Annotated in this window: 14 protein-coding genes and 1 pseudogene; 14 read left to right on the top strand and 1 reads right to left on the bottom strand. The window is 48.0% G+C overall.

The annotated features are described in order from the left end of the window. Positions 1-518: 518 nt before the first annotated feature. The 10 genes and pseudogenes from L0M14_RS21090 (at position 519) to L0M14_RS21040 (ending at position 10113) form a co-directional block, all read left to right on the top strand. Entirely contained in the window at positions 519-1304 is a 786-nt protein-coding gene (locus L0M14_RS21090) for a recombinase family protein (RefSeq protein ID WP_235118544.1), read from the top strand. Positions 1305-1497: 193 nt separating this feature from the next. Further along, positions 1498-2735, top strand: a pseudogene (locus L0M14_RS21085) (IS110 family transposase). A gap of 341 nt (positions 2736-3076) precedes the next feature. Next, positions 3077-3712, top strand: a complete 636-nt coding sequence (locus tag L0M14_RS32250; RefSeq protein WP_405030796.1) for an ankyrin repeat domain-containing protein — start codon at positions 3077-3079, stop codon at positions 3710-3712. 251 nt (positions 3713-3963) lie between these two features. Further along, complete coding sequence (locus L0M14_RS21070) at positions 3964-5667, top strand: extracellular solute-binding protein (protein WP_235118542.1); 1704 nt, start codon at positions 3964-3966, stop codon at positions 5665-5667. 191 nt (positions 5668-5858) lie between these two features. Next, the gene (locus L0M14_RS21065; protein ID WP_235122986.1) at positions 5859-6719 is read left to right on the top strand and encodes an ABC transporter permease; all 861 of its coding nucleotides are present in this window, start codon (positions 5859-5861) and stop codon (positions 6717-6719) included. A 14-nt stretch (positions 6720-6733) separates the two neighbouring features. Further along, positions 6734-7633, top strand: coding sequence for a carbohydrate ABC transporter permease (locus L0M14_RS21060; protein WP_235118541.1), 900 nt, complete (start codon positions 6734-6736; stop codon positions 7631-7633). Positions 7634-7668: 35 nt separating this feature from the next. Next, positions 7669-8121 carry a VOC family protein gene (locus L0M14_RS21055; RefSeq protein WP_235118540.1) on the top strand — a complete coding sequence of 151 codons (453 nt, stop codon included), beginning with the start codon at positions 7669-7671 and terminating at the stop codon, positions 8119-8121. A gap of 29 nt (positions 8122-8150) precedes the next feature. After that, positions 8151-9032, top strand: coding sequence for a TolB family protein (locus L0M14_RS21050; RefSeq protein WP_235118539.1), 882 nt, complete (start codon positions 8151-8153; stop codon positions 9030-9032). Positions 9033-9078: 46 nt separating this feature from the next. Beyond that, on the top strand, positions 9079-9522 hold the full coding sequence (locus L0M14_RS21045; protein ID WP_235118538.1) for a VOC family protein: 444 nt from the start codon (positions 9079-9081) through the stop codon (positions 9520-9522). A gap of 138 nt (positions 9523-9660) precedes the next feature. Next, positions 9661-10113, top strand: coding sequence for a hypothetical protein (locus L0M14_RS21040; protein ID WP_235118537.1), 453 nt, complete (start codon positions 9661-9663; stop codon positions 10111-10113). 136 nt (positions 10114-10249) lie between these two features. Here L0M14_RS21040 and L0M14_RS21035 read toward each other — a convergent pair whose 3' ends face one another. Then, the gene (locus L0M14_RS21035; RefSeq protein WP_311198755.1) at positions 10250-11017 is read right to left on the bottom strand and encodes a helix-turn-helix transcriptional regulator; all 768 of its coding nucleotides are present in this window, start codon (positions 11015-11017) and stop codon (positions 10250-10252) included. Between the two features lie 150 nt (positions 11018-11167). Between L0M14_RS21035 and L0M14_RS21030 the strand changes: the two genes are divergently transcribed. The 4 genes from L0M14_RS21030 (at position 11168) to L0M14_RS21015 (ending at position 17567) form a co-directional block, all read left to right on the top strand. Beyond that, positions 11168-12556: an MFS transporter gene (locus L0M14_RS21030; protein ID WP_235118536.1), complete on the top strand. Its 1389-nt coding sequence runs from the start codon at positions 11168-11170 to the stop codon at positions 12554-12556. Positions 12557-12765: 209 nt separating this feature from the next. After that, positions 12766-15555: an S-layer homology domain-containing protein gene (locus L0M14_RS21025; RefSeq protein WP_235118535.1), complete on the top strand. Its 2790-nt coding sequence runs from the start codon at positions 12766-12768 to the stop codon at positions 15553-15555. Between the two features lie 35 nt (positions 15556-15590). Further along, positions 15591-16478: a GNAT family N-acetyltransferase gene (locus L0M14_RS21020; protein WP_235118534.1), complete on the top strand. Its 888-nt coding sequence runs from the start codon at positions 15591-15593 to the stop codon at positions 16476-16478. Positions 16479-16493: 15 nt separating this feature from the next. Beyond that, a complete protein-coding gene (locus tag L0M14_RS21015; RefSeq protein WP_235118533.1) occupies positions 16494-17567 on the top strand; it encodes an alpha/beta fold hydrolase in 1074 nt (357 codons plus the stop codon). Positions 17568-17736: the final 169 nt, after the last annotated feature.

Raw genomic sequence — 17736 nt, 5'->3', positions numbered from 1 at the left:
TACTCTGCCCCCTGGAGCAAGTTCCTAAGACTATCGAAGAAGGTTCAGACAATTAAGTATAGTATTATAGACAAGTGGTAAGGAAATGAGGTAAATATCTTTTCTGTTCATGCTTCCTCGCAAGCTCGGAAGCCTCTCTATGAACTGACTGGACTAGAAACATCTTATATCGTGCATCACCTTTCCAGAAAAATACCCCGTAGGAATCACGCCGCCCCCGCGCCCGCGAGGGCGGTTCTTGCTTTTCCTAGACACTGGGGGGGGTCTTCGATTGCTTGTCCTGATTCTCCGAAACGATTAAAAGTATATATTCATTTTGCTCTTAACCCCCTTTACATGCCTTCCGTGATATGGTTCTGTATTTCCCACAGCAAGTTGGTTTCGCCCTTTGACAATCGCATATAGAAGCCTGTGAACTGCCCCGCTGCCCGCCTGCTCGATGTATGCGAAATCCGCGGCGGCAGTAGCTGATTCCAAGGGCGTTACGAAAACTAGAATTATTGAAACGAGGTGATCGAATGAAAGATCGTGTAGTCGGTTATGTTCGGGTCTCTACGCAAGGACAGGTGAAGGATGGCTATTCGCTTACCTACCAGACGGAGGAAATCCAGCGGTACTGCGCCAGCCACAACCTCGAACTGCTGGACATTTATAAGGATGAAGGCATTTCGGGGGCAAAGGTAGACGAGGACGAGCTAACCATAGAACGGGATGGACTTCAAGAAATGTTGTCCGATCTGAAATGGCGAGATGTGAAGTATATCGTTGTTCTGAACACTAGCCGCTTATGGCGAGCAGACATTGTGAAGGTGCTGATTCAGCGGGAACTAAAACGGAATAAGGTTGATGTAAAAGCCATTGAACAGCCGCAATACAGCATCTATGCCCATGACCCGAATGATTTCCTAGTAAACGGCATGATGGAGCTACTAGACCAATACCAGCGGTTAGAGATTGCCTTGAAGCTAAGCCGAGGACGGCGCAAGAAGGCACAGGAGGGCGGCTATGCGGGCGGTAGAGTAGCATTCGGTTATTCAGCCGCCAAAGGACAAAAGACGCTCTCCATCGACCCTGTGCAGTCTGAGACGGTACGTAGGCTGTTCGAGATCAAGACCGAGCATCCGTCATGGTCACTGTCTCAAATCGCCGCAGAACTGAATCAGGCGGGCTACAGAACGGTTCAAGACAAGCTCTTCACGAAAGTGCAGGTGAAGCGAATGCTAGACCGTGAGGAATTCTATCGAGGTATGTATCGTTATGGACAGATTGAAGCAAAAGGCGTACACCAGCCAATTATTATCTAATCTCTACCGCCACGCTTAACTGTGGCGTAGCCGTATCGTATAGAGCAAGTAGATGTATCACTAAACAAGGTTAAACCAGAAAAGAATGGATAGGCTTGCGTCCCAATGCGGGTCATGCGAATGACTAACGCTCGAACTGAGGTTGCCGACTTTCTTTTCTATTTCATACATTCGTAGATCGAGGTGATGTCTTTTGAACGGGCATTATAAACAAAAGCATATTTACGTAGGCGTAGACCTTCATAAGGCTACTCATACTGCCGTGATCGTAAACTGCTGGAACGAGAAACTGGGCGAAATCCAATTCGAGAACAAACCCGCCGCCTTCGAGGAACTGCTTCCGTTTGTCAAGAAGTTCTGCAAAAGAGGCATGACCCCGATCTATGGATTGGAGGACGTGGGCGGCTATGGACGGTCATTAGCCGTGTTCCTCGTTGAGAACAAGCAGAAGGTGAAAGAAGTCAATTCGGCTCTTTCCTACGCTGAGCGCAAGAGCTTCCCAACCACACAGAAAAGCGATAGCTGGGATGCGGAATGCGTGGCAAAAATCCTACTGAACAAGCTCGACATCTTGCCTGATGCCAACCCACAGGACATCTATTGGACAATCGGTCAGCTTGTAGCAAGAAGAAATGCTTTGATAAAGGCTCATACCGCGCTCAAGAACCAGCTTCACATGCAATTATCCCACCACTATCCGAGCTACAAGAAGTTCTTTAGCGATATGGATGGGAAATGCGCCTTGGAGTTCTGGCATACCTACCCTCGCCGCATCATCTGAAAGGCGTGAGTTTGGAGGATTTACGGGAGATGCCGTTGAACGCCAGCCATAACCCCTGTTCGACTAAGAAAGCCGAGGAAATCATGGCATTGGTGGCGGCTGATGGCGAGACTAAGCGGGATTACCAAGAATCTAGGGATTTCCTGATTCAAAGCCATGTCCGAGACATCCGTTATAAGAAGGAAGAAGTTCAGAAGGAAGAAGAACAACTAAGCCGCATGATGAAGCAACTGGGCTTTCAGCTAGAGACAATGCCAGGCATCGACCTAGTAACGGCATCGGCTCTAGTGGCTGAGATCGGAGACATACACCGTTTTTCCAGTCCTGACAAGCTGGCTCGTTTTGCAGGTATTGCTCCTGTAAAGTTCAGTTCGGGTGGGAAGGGCAAGGAACAAAAGAGCAAGCAGGGAAACCGCACCTTGCACGGCATCTTCTATAACCTTGCTGTCCAGCAGGTGCAAGTCTCCAAAGGAAGCAAGCTCCCCCGCAATCCTGCTTTCCTAGCTTACTATGAACGAAAACAAGAGGAAGGCAAAACGAAAGGATAAGCGTTAGTCTGCATCATGCGGCGGCTGGTCAACATCATCTACGGCATGATGAAGAACAAGACACCGTACAACGCCCCGCCCCTCGCCGATCAAGTCGCCTAATGATAGAATGGTGGTAGTTGGAAAATTTGACTGCCACCATTCTATTAACGGGATTTAGCTTTACCACATAGGGTACGGGTGAAGTTGATACTCCGAAGGGAGTAGACGAAATTGATTTCGGTAAGTATTTGAAAAGTAAAATCGGTGGTCCTCCTAGTGATATGATAGATCCACATGCACACCATATTCTATTTAAAAAAGGGCTTGGGAAAACTCAACAGGAACTTGTGAAAGAGGGACAGGAAATTCTAAAAGAATATGGAATTGACTCGATTATGGGACTGGAGAATCTTGTTTGGGCTCCTAACAGGGTCAAAGGTCAGCGGAGGCGATAGCTCATTATGGATAACATACAGATATCAAAAGAAGTTCGTTCAGCAATTAAGCAGGGAGATTCTAAACGGTGTTTTGAACTTCTTGGAAACAACCAGAATCTAATTAATATAAATACTCCTTTTGGGACTTGGCTGCATGTAGCAGCATCAGAAGGCCAAGTAGAAATTGTTAAAGGTTTAGTTAAATTAGGGGTCGATGTGAATATCCGGGGTGGTGTTTACGGTGGCGGTCCGATCAATGAAGCAGCATCAGAGGGGCATATAGAGGTTGTGGATTTTTTGCTATCGCAGGGTGCAGAAATGGATGTAAGTGAACCTGAAAGAAATCCACTATTTGGGGCTATTAGTAACGGGCATGTCAAAGTCAAAGAGCCATTTCCTTTAGACGTATCCAAGCCAATCGACTATGTCAGGCTTCATTATTTTAATAAAGACGATGAATTTATGTTGGGATCGCAGATTCAATCGAATCTGCGAGATAAGCCTGACTGGAATCGTCCCACGTATCTGAATATTCCAAACAAGAAATCATTGACAGCGCTTTCCTTGGTTGTGTATGATGAGTTCATGGACGCGCGTTTACGAAGCGAATTAAGGTCTTGTATCCTTCATACAACCTTACAGTCCAAGTGTTTCAACTAAGCCAAGCAATATTTTTTTATTCGACAATAAACGCGTGTTCACAAGTGTTTTAGATCACTTTCACCTTTTTATAAACGCGTGTTTAGATATGCGAAAGGAGAGATGCCACAGATCACCTGAGGCCATGATTTTGCGTAGACACCTGAGAATAAACGCTAAGGTAATGAGGACTTAACTAAGTTACACATAAGTTACTTGGCCTAAAAAGCCGCGTCACAATTTCCATTATGAATATCAAGGAGGAGTTGTACGTGAAACACTTAAAGCACAGGGGAGCTATGAAGTACATCTTGGTTGTGGCAGGTATGATGATTGTGGTATCTCTGTCAGCATGTCAATCATCTTCAAATGATTCTGAAGAGAACGCGAAGGGGAATTCTGAAAGCGCTGACAAAGCTGCTGTAGAGATGGACTCGGAAGGAAAGTATAAGGAACCGATCACGATGAATTGGGCTGTCCAGACGGCAGCGGCTTCCAAGCTTCTGAACAATGAAACCTGGGAGGATAACCGCTGGAGCCGTTTGATTAAAGAGAAGCTGAATATTGATCTTAAGGTGGCCTTCTCTGCCGACAGCAGTACGGATGCATACAAAAACAAGCTGAATGCCGTCATTGCTTCCGGTGAGCTGCCTGATGTTTTCAAAACTCAGGATGCGAATGTATTTTTGCAGCTTGCGCAGAATGGGCAGTTGGCCGATCTTACAGAGGTCTATAACAAGTATGCGTCAGATTCGATTAAGGAGTATCAGAAGCGATTCCCGGATTCTTTTAAGGGGGCTTCGATCGACGGCAAGCTGTATGCGATTCCGCGGATGAATGATAACTTCCATGAGGCGCCGTTCCTTTGGATTCGAGAGGATTGGCTCAAGAATACGAATTCCCAGCCTCCAAAAACGGTGGAAGAGATGGTTGCTCTAGCGGAGAAATTCGCGAAAGGCGACCCGGACGGCAATGGCATTAATGGCGACACGTATGGTCTTGCACTTAACAAGGATCTCATTCGGCAAAATCATGGCAGCATTCTCGGCCTAGTCTCTGCGTTCGGCGTTCCCGGACGTGATGAGAGTGTGTTTTACCGTGATGAGAATGGAAAGATGACGTTTTCCTGGATTCAGCCGAACATGAAACAAGCGCTCACTGTGTTGGCGGATATGTATAAAAAAGGTCTGATCAACAAGGAGTTCACGAGCAAGGATGAATCCGCGCTGGTGGAAGATATTACGAGCGGTAAGATCGGTATGGCTTATGGCAGCAACTGGGGCACCTGGTATCCGTACAACAACGTGTACAAAAAGGATGGTGTCATCGTTCATCCATATCCGATCCCTACGGAGTCCGGCTTTGATTACAAGATTGGGATTGAAAGCAATGCGGTTGGCCAGATGACCATGGTCAGCGCGAATTATAAGCATCCGGAAGCGATCATTGATATTCTCAACTTGTACGACAAGACGGTCAATTATTCTACGAAGGATGATTACCTCAAGTATTGGTCGGATGAGCAGTACAGACTGTCTCCCGTATACATTGATCAACCCGGCGAGGTTTACGCAGCTGATTTGCTGAAGGCTTTTGACAAGAAAAGCTCTGAAGGCTTACCTCCAGCGGCGAAGCCCTTGTACGACTATATCACTGGTTTCGAAGATGGTTCTCTGGCAAAAGACGATAATGCCTTTGGCACGTGGGGCCAAATGTCCAAGTCCGGCTCTCTGCCGATTGTACTCAACAAGTACATTCCAGATAAGGCGATCGTCCAAAGTGTACTGGGGATTCAAAGACCCGATGTCTGGCTGACAAACGTTGCTTCACTAGATACGCTCACTATCACTGCTTTTACCGATATCATCACCGGGGCGAAGCCCGTCGACTATTTCGATACCTTCGTGCAGCAGTGGTTGAAGGCTGGCGGTCAGCAGACGCTTGATGAGCTAGATAAAATGTACCCGGCTAAATAAGGCATTGTGATGCAGACAGCAGCAGTCGGTCTTCTCTCTGCTGCTGTCTAGGCATACATTTGCTGCCATCCCGCAGCGATCCCAATGCCGAGCAGCAAACTCAACTCTATCAATCGTATAGGTGGTGGGAACCGGTGATTGCGAATGTAAAACGAAAGGATAAGCTGTTAAGGGAGCTTCCCTTATATATCATGCTCATCCCGGCAGTTGTTCTTGTGACGATCTTCAGCTATGGCTCTATGGCTGGCGTTGTCATCGCTTTCCAGAAGTTCGTCCCGGCCAAGGGGATGTTCGGGCATCAGCAATGGGTAGGCTTTCAAAATTTCCATACCTTATTCTCCATGCCCAACATAGGGGCGGTTATACGAAACACGGTCATTATTGCGGTCAGCAAAATGATTGCAGGAATCATTGTTCCGGTCGCATTCGCGCTGCTGCTCAACGAAGTCAGGAATGTATTCACCAAACGGTTTTTTCAGACGCTGGTCTATTTGCCGCACTTCCTCTCGTGGGTCATCTTATCCGGTATTCTGATCAATCTGTTGTCACCGAGCGCGGGCTTTGTCAATATACTCCTAACCAAGCTTGGGATCGAGCCGGTTTATTTTCTAGGTGATCCGGACGTATTTCCTGTGACGATGGTAATTACAGATATTTGGAAAGCGTTCGGGTTCGGGTCGGTCATCTACTTGGCCTCACTGACGGGCATCAACCCTGCATTATATGAAGCCGCAGTGATTGACGGCGCTAACCGCTGGAAGCAGACGCTGCACATTACGCTGCCCGGGATCTCATCCATGATTGTGCTGATGACTGTGCTCGGTCTTGCCAACATTCTCAATGGCGGCTTTGATCAGATCTATAACATGTACAGCCCCGTGGTATACTCCACCGGAGATATTTTGGATACGTTTGTATTCAGACTGGGTATTGAACAAGCACAGTACTCGCTATCCACGGCTGCTGGTTTGTTTAAATCAGGTGTGTCCATGATCTTTATCATTATTTCTTATTTGCTGGCTGATAAATTTACGGGATACAGAGTCTTCTAACGGAGGAAGGACAAATGACAATAAGGACATCGTTATCGCGGAAAATTTTCCTGGTATGCAATACCGTATTCCTGCTCGTGGTCGCATTTGCTTGCATAGCGCCGTTCATCAACCTGCTGGCCGTATCCTTCTCCGACAAGGTTGCAGTGGAAGCAGGTGAGGTTACGTTCTTCCCGGTCGGTTTTACGACCGTTTCGTATGAATTCATTATGAATACTTCGAAGTTCGTTGTATCACTCTTGGTATCACTCCAACGGGCTGCGATCGGCGTGCCGCTCAATCTTCTTTTGATCATCCTGACCGCGTATCCACTCTCGAAATCCACAGCGGACTTCAGGGCTCGAAGCATCTTTTCCTGGTTCTTTGTTGTGACGATTCTTTTCAACGCTGGCTTGATTCCCACCTATATGGTCGTGAAGACTACGGGGTTAATCGATTCGATCTGGTCGCTTGTTCTGCCAGGGGCGCTTCCTGTGTTCAGTATGCTGGTCGTGATGAACTATATGCGCAGCCTTCCTAAAGAATTGTTGGAAGCCGCGTATGTCGATGGAGCGGGTCATGTGCAGACCCTGATCCGAGTGGTTTTACCGGTTTCGCTGCCTACGATCGCGACCGTTGCTTTGTTTTCGGTTGTTGAGCATTGGAACAGCTGGTTTGACGGTATGATCTATATGAATCGTATCGAAAATTACCCGCTGCAGACTTACTTGCAGACAGTTGTTGTGAATCCGCAGGAATTCATGCGCAATAACACAGATCTAAGCGGAAATCTCTCCAAGTATTTATCCATGGTTAGTGCCCGCACGACAGGCGCAGCCCAGATGTTTTTGGCGATGATCCCGATTCTGTGCATCTATCCGTATCTGCAAAAATATTTCACAACGGGTCTTGTCATGGGCAGTGTGAAGGAATGATGAAGGAATGACCCTACTAGAAGGAAGGTGTTCTCTTGAAGAACAATATCAGCTTTGACGGATTTATTCAGATCGCCATCGTCGTGAAAGATATCCAAAAGGCAGCCGAGACGTGGGCTAGATTTTTCAATATTCCCGTGCCGGAAATTCGCTATCAAGCACCTGCGGCCAACCCCGATTTGACGTATCGTGGGAAGCCTGCCTATTACGGCCTGAAGCTGGCGAATATTCAAGTTGGCCAATTCGTCATTGAACTGCACGAGCCTGATGAGCATGAAAGCACCTTTCGAGAATTTTTGGATAAGCATGGAAATGGGGTGCATCATCTGGGCTTTCAGGTGGGGGATCAACGTGACGCCATCGTCGGCGAGCTGGAGGAAATGGGCTATGCGATGCGGACGATCGGTTATTACCCCGGCAGCAGCTGGACGATTGTCGACAGCGAGGATGATTTGGGCGTGAATTTGAATATCAAGCCTCGGGCTTAAAAAGTCATAACATATAGGGAGAGTCAACCATGAATCGTTTACAAGTTCCACGCCAGGTAGAAGAAAGAAACGTGATCAGCATTTTAGAAATCGTCGATGTACAAAGCGGTGAGCGTAAAGTGCTGGCCGAATATGATTTCTTGATCGAAGCGCCGAATTGGACTCATGACGGCAAGTATCTCGTATACAACAGCTCGGGCTGTTTATACACGTTCGATCTCTTAGCGGGGGAAAGCACCCTCATTGAATCCGGTTATGTGAATCAGTGCAATAACGACCATGTGCTCTCACCCGACAATTCACGCGTAGCGGTCAGCCATCATACTTACGAGGACGGTCAGTCACGAATTTATATATTCCCCATGAAGGGCGGTTCACCAGTTCTTGTCACGCCAATGGCCCCAAGTTACTTGCATGGCTGGTCACCTGACGGCAGCACGCTGGCTTATTGCGCAGAACGGGATGGGGAATACGATATCTACACCATTCCCGTTGACGGGGGAATCGAAACGCAATTAACGAACACAGCCGGACTTAATGACGGGCCTGAATATTCACCGGACGGGAAGCACATCTGGTTCAATTCCGTACGAAGCGGTCTTATGCAGGTGTGGCGTATGAATGCCGATGGCACTGATCAGGTGCAAATGACGTTCGACGAGAGCAACAACTGGTTCCCGCACGTATCCCCTGATGGAGAAGCTGTAGCCTATATCTCTTATCGAAAGGACGATGTATCTCCCGGAGACCATCCACCCAACAAGCATGTAGAAATTCGAGTCATGTCCAGTGATGGAGGCGAATTTCGTACACTCGTGGAGCTGTTCGGCGGGCAGGGCACCATCAATGTCAACTCGTGGTCACCTGACAGTAAGCAGCTGGCTTTTGTTAGCTACAGGTTGAAGGCGTAACGGATAGGTACACTAAATGAAGACCGTAAAATTAAAGGAGCGAAATATGGAAAATTCAATTCTTGGTACAACGTTTGTCTGTCAGATTGCTATGATTGTGCGTGATGTGGAAAAGGCGACCCGCCGCTTTGCCGAATTATTGGGCGTTCCCGCACCGTCTGTTATCATGGCGAATGAAGATGGCAGCGACACGGTCACGTATATGGGGCAGCCTACAAAGGGGAGGGTGAAGCTATCCTTCTTTCACATGGAGAACCTGGTTGTCGAGTTCATCGAGCCTACGGAAGATCCGACTACATGGAAGGATTTTCTGGACACTAAAGGCCCTGGTGTTCATCACATCGCATTCAAAGCCAAGAACAAAATGCTTGAAACAGCCAAGAAGCTGGAGGAATTCGGCTTTCCCCTTATTCAAAACGGCGATAAGTATGCGTATGTGGAAAGTACGGATGATTTAGGGGTTATTCTCGAGCTTCTGGATATTGATTAAAAGATTCATGCAGTTGTCTGGCAGGATGCAGCCTAGCTGAACGCCGGTTCTTCGTAATCACATATCGCCTCTCTAGGTGTTCCAATATTTACTAAATATAGTAAAATGGAATGAATAATCGCATTCGGGAGGCGAGTCATGAAGAGAATTATTTTGCTAATACTCACATCCATCCTACTCATCACGGCATGCTCCAAAGCTGAAGTCCCTAAGTATAACGACCCGGAAGAAGCGCTAAGAGCTTACTTCACAGCCCTTTATCATGAAGATTGGGAGATCTTGGCCCTATTATATGGTGGCGATGCGGAAGAGTTAGCAGGCTATAACTCGAGTATCGATAAAAACAACGTGCCTGAGCTCTTGAAGTCCTACTGTAAAATAAATGGAGGGCAAATCGTACAAATCGATAAAATCCTGAATCGGAAGGATATTTCTTCGGATGAAGTTGAATTTACGGTCACTTGCATCGATCAAGAGGGCAAACCGTTCAAGGTTCGATCAACGGAGTGGGAGCATGATGAGTTTCGATTCACTGTGAAACAAATAGGTGATTCCTATAAGGTCATGACGTTACCGCCTTATCAAGCATAGCAAAGGAGCTCAAGCCGCTGGCTGAGCTCCTTTGTCTTTTAACCGCTGGCTTGAGCAGCCAGTTACACCTTCCCCGCAAGCAAATCCTCAACCTTAGCCCTCGTCTCCTCACTAGACGGCATATTGACAGTCACGGTCAGATGCGGCGCATCCGAAACAAGGAACGATATTTGTTCAAAAACAAGCAGACCGGCCGTAGGGTGGTGATTGACCTTTTTCCTTCGGGACCGCTCAGAACGTCGTGCTGTGGCCACCAGGCTCGGAATTCCGGGCTAGCTTGATTCAGTTCCTCAATCATCTCCAACCACCAAGGATCGCCGGCGAATTTGCCGTAGCTTGCGCGGAATTGAGCTAAGCGGTGTCGGGCATGCTTTTCCCAATTGTCTTGGAGCACTTCACGTACGTAGGGGGAGTTGAATGTTCTCCACACGGTGTTGCGTTCCCTCGTAGTCATGGTTTCGTATTGGCCGTAGATCAAGCTTGCCGCTTTGTTCCAGGCGACGATCGTCAGCCGCTGGTCGGAGACAAAGGCAGGACTCGTTCCTTGCAGATCAAGGAAGTCTTGAAGCGAGGAACTAATTGGTTCTTCGATAGGTGTCACATCAGCTGGGAGCTGCTGCAAGGCCAGAATGAATAAATGCCTTCTCTCGTTGTAATCCAGCTGCAGGGTTCGGGCAATGCTATCCAGCACTTGGGAGGAAACCTGTATGTTTCGTCCTTGTTCCAGCCATGTATACCAGTCCACACTTACGCCCGAGAGCTGTGCAACTTCCTCGCGTCTCAGCCCTGGCGTACGACGACGGCCGCCTGAAGGCAGACCTGCTTGTTCGGGTGTAATGCGTGCCCGCCGGGTCCGCAAAAACTGGGCTAATTCTTCAAGCCGTGCCTGATGGGACACTTCCATGATTTCTCCTCCTGATTTCTTCAACGCATTTATATAGTAGGACTGTAACTCCTATGATAAATGCTCCACTTATTCTACTATTCCTTCTATTATACACTGCCAATAGGTCAAACGAAGAATACCTAGATTTGGGGACGGAGGAGAAGAAGTTTGGAAAAAGCATGGAATCTACAGTCCAAGCAAGAAGGAAGATGGGGCAAAACGCTGTTAATTCTCGGACTCTCGCTTGGATACTTTATGGTGCTTCTGGATATGACGGTGGTGAGTGTCGCGCTGCCTGCAATTCGAGTTGACCTAGGCGGAGGGATCGCTGGACTTCAATGGGTGGTAAACGCGTATACGATTGTGTTCGCCTGTTTGCTATTATCGATGGGCGCGTTAGCAGATAAAATTGGAGCGAAGCGTGTGTACATGGGTGGTCTGGTAGTTTTTTTGCTGGCATCAGCGATAACGGCCTCAGTGTCGTCACTGGGCAATCTGATCGGCTTACGGGCTGTGCTCGGTATAGGAGGCGCAGCATTGATGCCGGCCTCCCTGACGCTCATTGCCCACGCTTACCCAGTACCGGCTGAGCGTGCCCGGGCGCTTGGTATTTGGGCGGCGGTTACCGGGATCGCGATGGCGGCGGGGCCTATTGTCGGAGGCTTTCTGGTAGACTCCTTCGGTTGGCGCAGCATCTTTTTGCTGAACGTGCCGATTGCGCTTGTTAGTGTGGGATTGACCTATGGTCTAGTGAAGGAAACGAACCGTAAGCCGCAGCAAAGCTTCGACTGGGCAGGACAACTTACAGCGGTTATCGCCATTGCCGCATTGTCGTTCGGACTCATGGAGGGGGAGACGTATGGATGGAAATCCCCTGTGATCTTTGCAGCATGGGGCCTGGATTTATTAAGCGCCGTCTTCTTTGTGCGGATTCAAGCGAAAAGCAAAGCGCCGCTGCTTCCGCTCGGACTCTTTCGAAATGCTACGGTCTCCGCAGGCATGGTGGCAGGGATGGCGATTAATATGGGTCTCTCGGGGATTCTGTTCGTGCTGCCTTTATTTTTTCAGCAAACTGCCGGTTCCTCGGCACATGCTGCGGGTCTTGCACTGCTTCCGATGATGATACCGCTGGCTTTTAATCCTATCTTGACGGGGCGAATTGTAGGAAAGATAGGTCCGCGCATCCCGATGACAGTTGGGTTCGCTCTGGCTGCTGCTGGAACGATGATGCAAGTGTGGACGGCGGTGAACACGAATGACGCACTCACTTTCATCGCGTTATTGCTCATTGGGTTCGGAGTCTCTTACACACTCCCATCGCTCATCACCGCGGTGATCTCTTCGGTGCCGAAGGAGCAGAGCGGCGCGGTTTCAGGCGCGCTGAACTCCAGCCGTCAGCTCGGCGCGACTCTTGGGGTCTCGATTCTCGGTTCGATTGTCAGCGGCAGCGAATCTTTCACAAGAGGGATGCATGTATCGCTGGCTGTGACGGCCGTTATTTTGATCGGAGGCAGCTTGCTTTCTTATTGGATGATCGGGAGAAGCAAGACGCGATAACTGTAGAAATGCTCGGGTTTCCGCCTGTAAATAAATCTGAGATTATCTGTAATAGTCAAGCGTATATGATTGTGATTTGCTGTTCGAAGTTTAGATGAACCTGGCTGGCTGCCGGGTTCTCTTTATATATTTAAAACGACAAAAATCAACAAATATAGTAAGATAGTTTTAGGAAAAAATACCTAAAAAACGAATGGTGGTATCGGTTTGTGAACAAGGATTGGACAAAATGGTTGGTAACAACAATGATGCTTAGTATGGCAGTGCAGCCTGCCTCATCTTTAGCTGCTGAAAAGAAGGATTCAAGCGCGGCGCCCGGATTATCCTTTCAAGATTTTACACAGATTTCCCCTGCTAAAATTAAAGCCGTACAAGAAGCTGTCAGCCAAGGGCTAATGTCCGGTTATCCCGATGGAGCGTTTCATCCCGATGGTTTGCTTACGCGTGAAGAGTTGGCTGTCGTTCTTGCTAAAGCTCTTCAATTGCAAGTAAACTCCCAAGTGACCTCGTCTTTTAGTGATGTATCTGATTCCTGGGGCACTTCATACATCGAAGCAGTTCGTAAAGCCGGACTTATGGGAGGAGACTCCAATGAACATTTCCGTCCATCGGATACGGTAACTCGTGAGGAGCTTGCGACGGTATTCGTTCGAGCCCTTCATGCTTCTGATGTAAAAGGCGGGGAACGGGACCAGATTACCGATGCCGATGAGGTAAGCTCTTGGGCCGGCCAATCTGTGGATACGGCTCTAAGGCTGCAGCTATTACCTAAAAAAGAGGGCGGCTTCGCGCCAAAAGAACCGGTACAAAGGGAAGACATCGCCTTATTTTTAACAGATATTTTTAATCATAAGCAGCAGACAGCCGTCATCAACAAAATCGATGGGGATATTGTTACCATAGACGGCAAGCCCTATTTGATCGACGATCAAATGAAGAAATTGTTCAGCAGTCAAAACAAGGAGGCTCTGGAAGGGGCGACGATTACTTATACCTCTTCTAATCGTAATATGAATGGCATGACCGAGCTGACAATTAGCAAAAGCGGTAAAGCGGATCAACCTGTCACTCTGGATGTAAGCGGAAAGTCTTTGAGTGGAGTCCTACATATTTCAGGTGATTATGTTGTTTTGAAGGGCGATTCCTTTGAACAAGTTGAAGTACAGCAAGGTGCCGCTCATCTGGATGTTAACGGTAAAGTGAGCAAGCTCAACGTTCAATCAACAGGTAATGTTGCTCTCACAGGAAACAATACCATTGAGAATATGAAGGTTTCGGACAAAAACGTGAGAATTACGTTGAGCCAAGGCTCCATGATCGATAAGCTGGAGCTTCCGGAGCAAGTATCTGCCCCCGATGTCATTACCAATTACGAAGTAATGAACAATCACGTTACCGGAGGGGCAAGCCCATCCACTTCTACAAGCGGTTCCTCGTCAGGCTCCAAGAAGCGCAATCATTCCCCTGAGGTAGCCCGTGAGCTGGATGATCTTCAAACAACGGTCAACTTTGGAGACCTTCATGTGGATTTGACCGATGCTTTTTCCGACTCTGACTATGATCAGCTCCAGCTTCAAGCCGTTTCTTCCGATTCAGTTGTAGCTAGTGTCTATATGCAAGGTTCGGAATTAACACTGGAGCCGCTGCAAGAAGGAGTAACGACCATTACTGTAACGGCTAATGACGGACGAGGCGGTCAGGCTCAGAATTCTTTTGAACTCCAAGTGGTACCTCCCGATTATAGTGCTCCCATTCTTGTAGGCCAGTTACCGAATAAGCGCGTGGAACTAAACGACGGCAATGCGGAGATTGATTTGAACGGATTGTTTGAAGTGATGAACGGGGACACCCTGACACTAAGTGCGGAATCGTCGCAATCCGTGGTATCTAGCGTATATGTGAACCAAGCTCAATTAGTAGTAACGCCTCTTACTACGGGAGAATCAACGATTACCGTTACTGCAACGAATAGTCAAGCTGACTCGAACACAACAACCTTTGATGTGCATATCGTGGATACAACTGCTTTGGCGCAGGAGATCGCAGATTCCGAAACGTTACTTGCCGGTGCTGTGGTGGGGACAGATCCAGGAAACTATCCTCAATCAGCGGTAGATGATTTCTTACAAGCTGTGAACGAAGCCAAAGGGGTTAAGAGCGCCGATAGCTCCGTACAGCAAGATATGGTTGATGCATTAAGTACGCTTCAAGCAGCAGCAGCGACTTTTCATAGCACGAAAGTATCGGACGGCCCTTTTACGGCAGAGCTGGCAGCTGGAGCGAAGCTCTATCTTAACTCGAATTTATCCGGTACTTCGGGAGATGTTCAAATTAAAGATTCAAATGATGTTCCCTTCTACTCCTATGGCAAAAGAAATATTGCTGATCTTCTTAAAGTCAAGAAAAACAATCAGGATTTGACATTTGATTATCAAACTAGCAGCGATTTTGATGTGTTAGACAGCAGTAATGTGAAAGTGGCTGATGTGACGGTTGAGTCGGACAATCCGCTTGTACAAGTTACTGCAGGCACCAGCGGCTATACCATTCACCCGCTTGATGCAGTCACGGAAGCCACAGAGGCGCATCTTATCTTTAAAATAAAGGATACACATGGCTCTGAATCGTCCGTTTCCCTCCCTATCACCATGGATGAAACGGCACCTTCCGTTACGGATGCGGTTTATGCGGATCAATCCATAGTAATAACCTTTAGTGAAGCTATCTTAGCGACGATCGGAGGGACGGTATCTGTTCAATTCTCCGATACCGGAGATTTTACAACCGGACATGTGGATACGTTAAATAATACAACAGATTTTATAGTTTCAATTAATAACAATAAATTTTCTATTGCGTTAAATTCGGACAAATGGACAGCGCTGCAATCGAAATTAACAGCATTCAGCAAATTCAGGGTCTCTATTTCCAGTTATTCGGATTATTCGGCAAATCCACTGAGTATTAGTAATCAAGAAATATCGATTGGTCAGCCTTAAAAGAAAAGACTTGAATGGGGAAAAGGTGTATGTAGATGAACCAGGCAGTATGGGAGCTCAACCCCGCAAGCTTATCGGCGTTTCAATCCCTCATTCTGCCTGAGGCGGGTCTCATTTGGCAGGATCCTTCCGCGGATATCGTTGCGTTTGGAATAGTGAATGGGGAACAGCCCGCAGGTCTAGTGCTTGCACTGCTTGCGCCGAATCGAAAGGCGGCGAGGCTGCTATCCATTATGGTTCGGAGTGACATGCGAAGAAGGGGGCTCGGCAAGCAGCTCATGCTGGTGCTTGAACACAAACTCCGTGAACTCGGATACGTCAGCCTGCAGGTTGAGTTTCTGGCTGCTGAGGACTTGGAAAGTGAAGAGGGGGCCTTTCTCCAAGCATGCGGTTTCCCTTCACCCGAGCAGGGAATGTACATTCGCAGAGGGCGGTTGCGTGCAGTCGAAGACGCGCCATGGATGAAGCTCGCGCTGCCGGCTTCTTTTTCCTTGGAACCATGGCGCGATGTCACTCCTCATGATCGGGCGTTGATTCAAACGGAGGCGGGAAAGGAATATCCCGATGTGTTATCTCCTTTTGCCGATGAAGATCGGATTGATCCCGTACGGAGTTTGCTGCTAAGATATCAGGGACAGCCCGCTGGATGGTTGATTCTAGAGGAACTGGATGCTGAGACCATTTTGCTAAAAACCATGTATGTATATAGGAAGCACCAGCGGTTGGCTCGGGGAATTGCGCTAGGGTCGGTAGTTCTTAGAAAGCTAATTGATGAACGAAAATATCAATATGGTGCTTTATGCGTGGAGCAAGAGAATGAACCGATGGTTCGGTTTCTGCTCCGCCATATTTCCGGGCCAAGGCTAAGCAAAGAAGTTCTATGGAGAGCTTCCAAGTCGCTGCTTACAGTCGAGCGCAGCTAAAGGAGTCCATTCTATTTGAGAACATCACGCAAAAGGATTCGTAAAATCGTATTAGTAGCCATACTTCTGCTTATTGCGATGAAAATGTTTGGGCCGACATGGACGCCTCCCATTCGAGGAGCGAACAGCATAAGCACGTTAAAGCAGATCGAGATCAACGGTACGGGACACGAAGTTATGATCAGAGGCAAAGACCGGCACAATCCGATCATTATCTTTGTACATGGAGGTCCGGGGTGCTCGGAGATTCCCTATGTGACGAAATACCAGGATCTGCTTGAACAGTATTTTACCATTGTACAGTATGATCAGCGGGGGAGCGGGAAGTCGTATCACTTTTTCGAGGACTACTCGGGTCTGAATTCTGACCTGCTCGTTGATGATTTGCTGGCGCTGACCGATTATGTGGAGCAAGAATTCGGGCAGAACAAAGTGCTGCTGATCGGCCATTCATTCGGCACGTACATCGGCATGAAAGCTGCTGCTAAAGCGCCGGATAAATTTGCCGCTTATATCGGGATCGGTCAGGTAGCGGATCATGTGGAGAGTGAACGGGACAGCCTTGCGTTTATCATTGACCGAGCGAAGCAGGCAGGGAACCTTAAGGAAGCGGAGCAATTGGAGCTGCTGCGAGGGCCGGTTGAACGAGGAGAAAGTTACACCCCCAGAAGTGTCATTCGCAAATATGGCGGCGCAGCGAGGTTGATCGATGATAACGGAGACTATTATACGGGCTTCCTGTTCCATCCCGAGTATAACGGGCTTGATGTCCTTCGCTATGTAAAGGGTGTGGCTCTATCGCAAGAGCGTCTACTCCAAGAAGAAACGGAGCACGACATTACGCATCTTGTCCGCAAGCTGGACATTCCTTTTTACTTTGTAATGGGACAGTATGATTATATGACCTCGGTCAAAGCCGCCAAAAAGTACTATGAGGAGCTGGAAGCCCCGTCGAAGGACTTCATTGTGTTTGAGCAGTCGGCTCATTATCCGCAGTTTGAGGAAAAGGAATCGTTCGCAAGCTGGCTGCAGCAAACCTGGACGCAGTCTTTACAATCTCTTTTCATCACGTTGATATTGCCCGAATAGATGCCTGATAAGCTGTAAGCAGATACGGGATAAAGAAGCGGAAGAAACAATCGAATAGATAAGGGTAGAGATGAGGAGAAAACCCTTCCATGAAGCAAGCACAGGGCCCCAAGCGGGCGGATGTTTTTGCGGATTGGAGGGGTTTTTGTGTTCTCTGAATAACAACGGG

The sequence above is a fragment of the Paenibacillus hexagrammi genome, assembly GCF_021513275.1.
GTDB lineage: Bacteria > Bacillota > Bacilli > Paenibacillales > NBRC-103111 > Paenibacillus_E > Paenibacillus_E hexagrammi.
The sequence above is the reverse complement of the archived record's forward strand: the minus strand, read 5'-3'. Positions and strand labels throughout refer to the sequence as shown.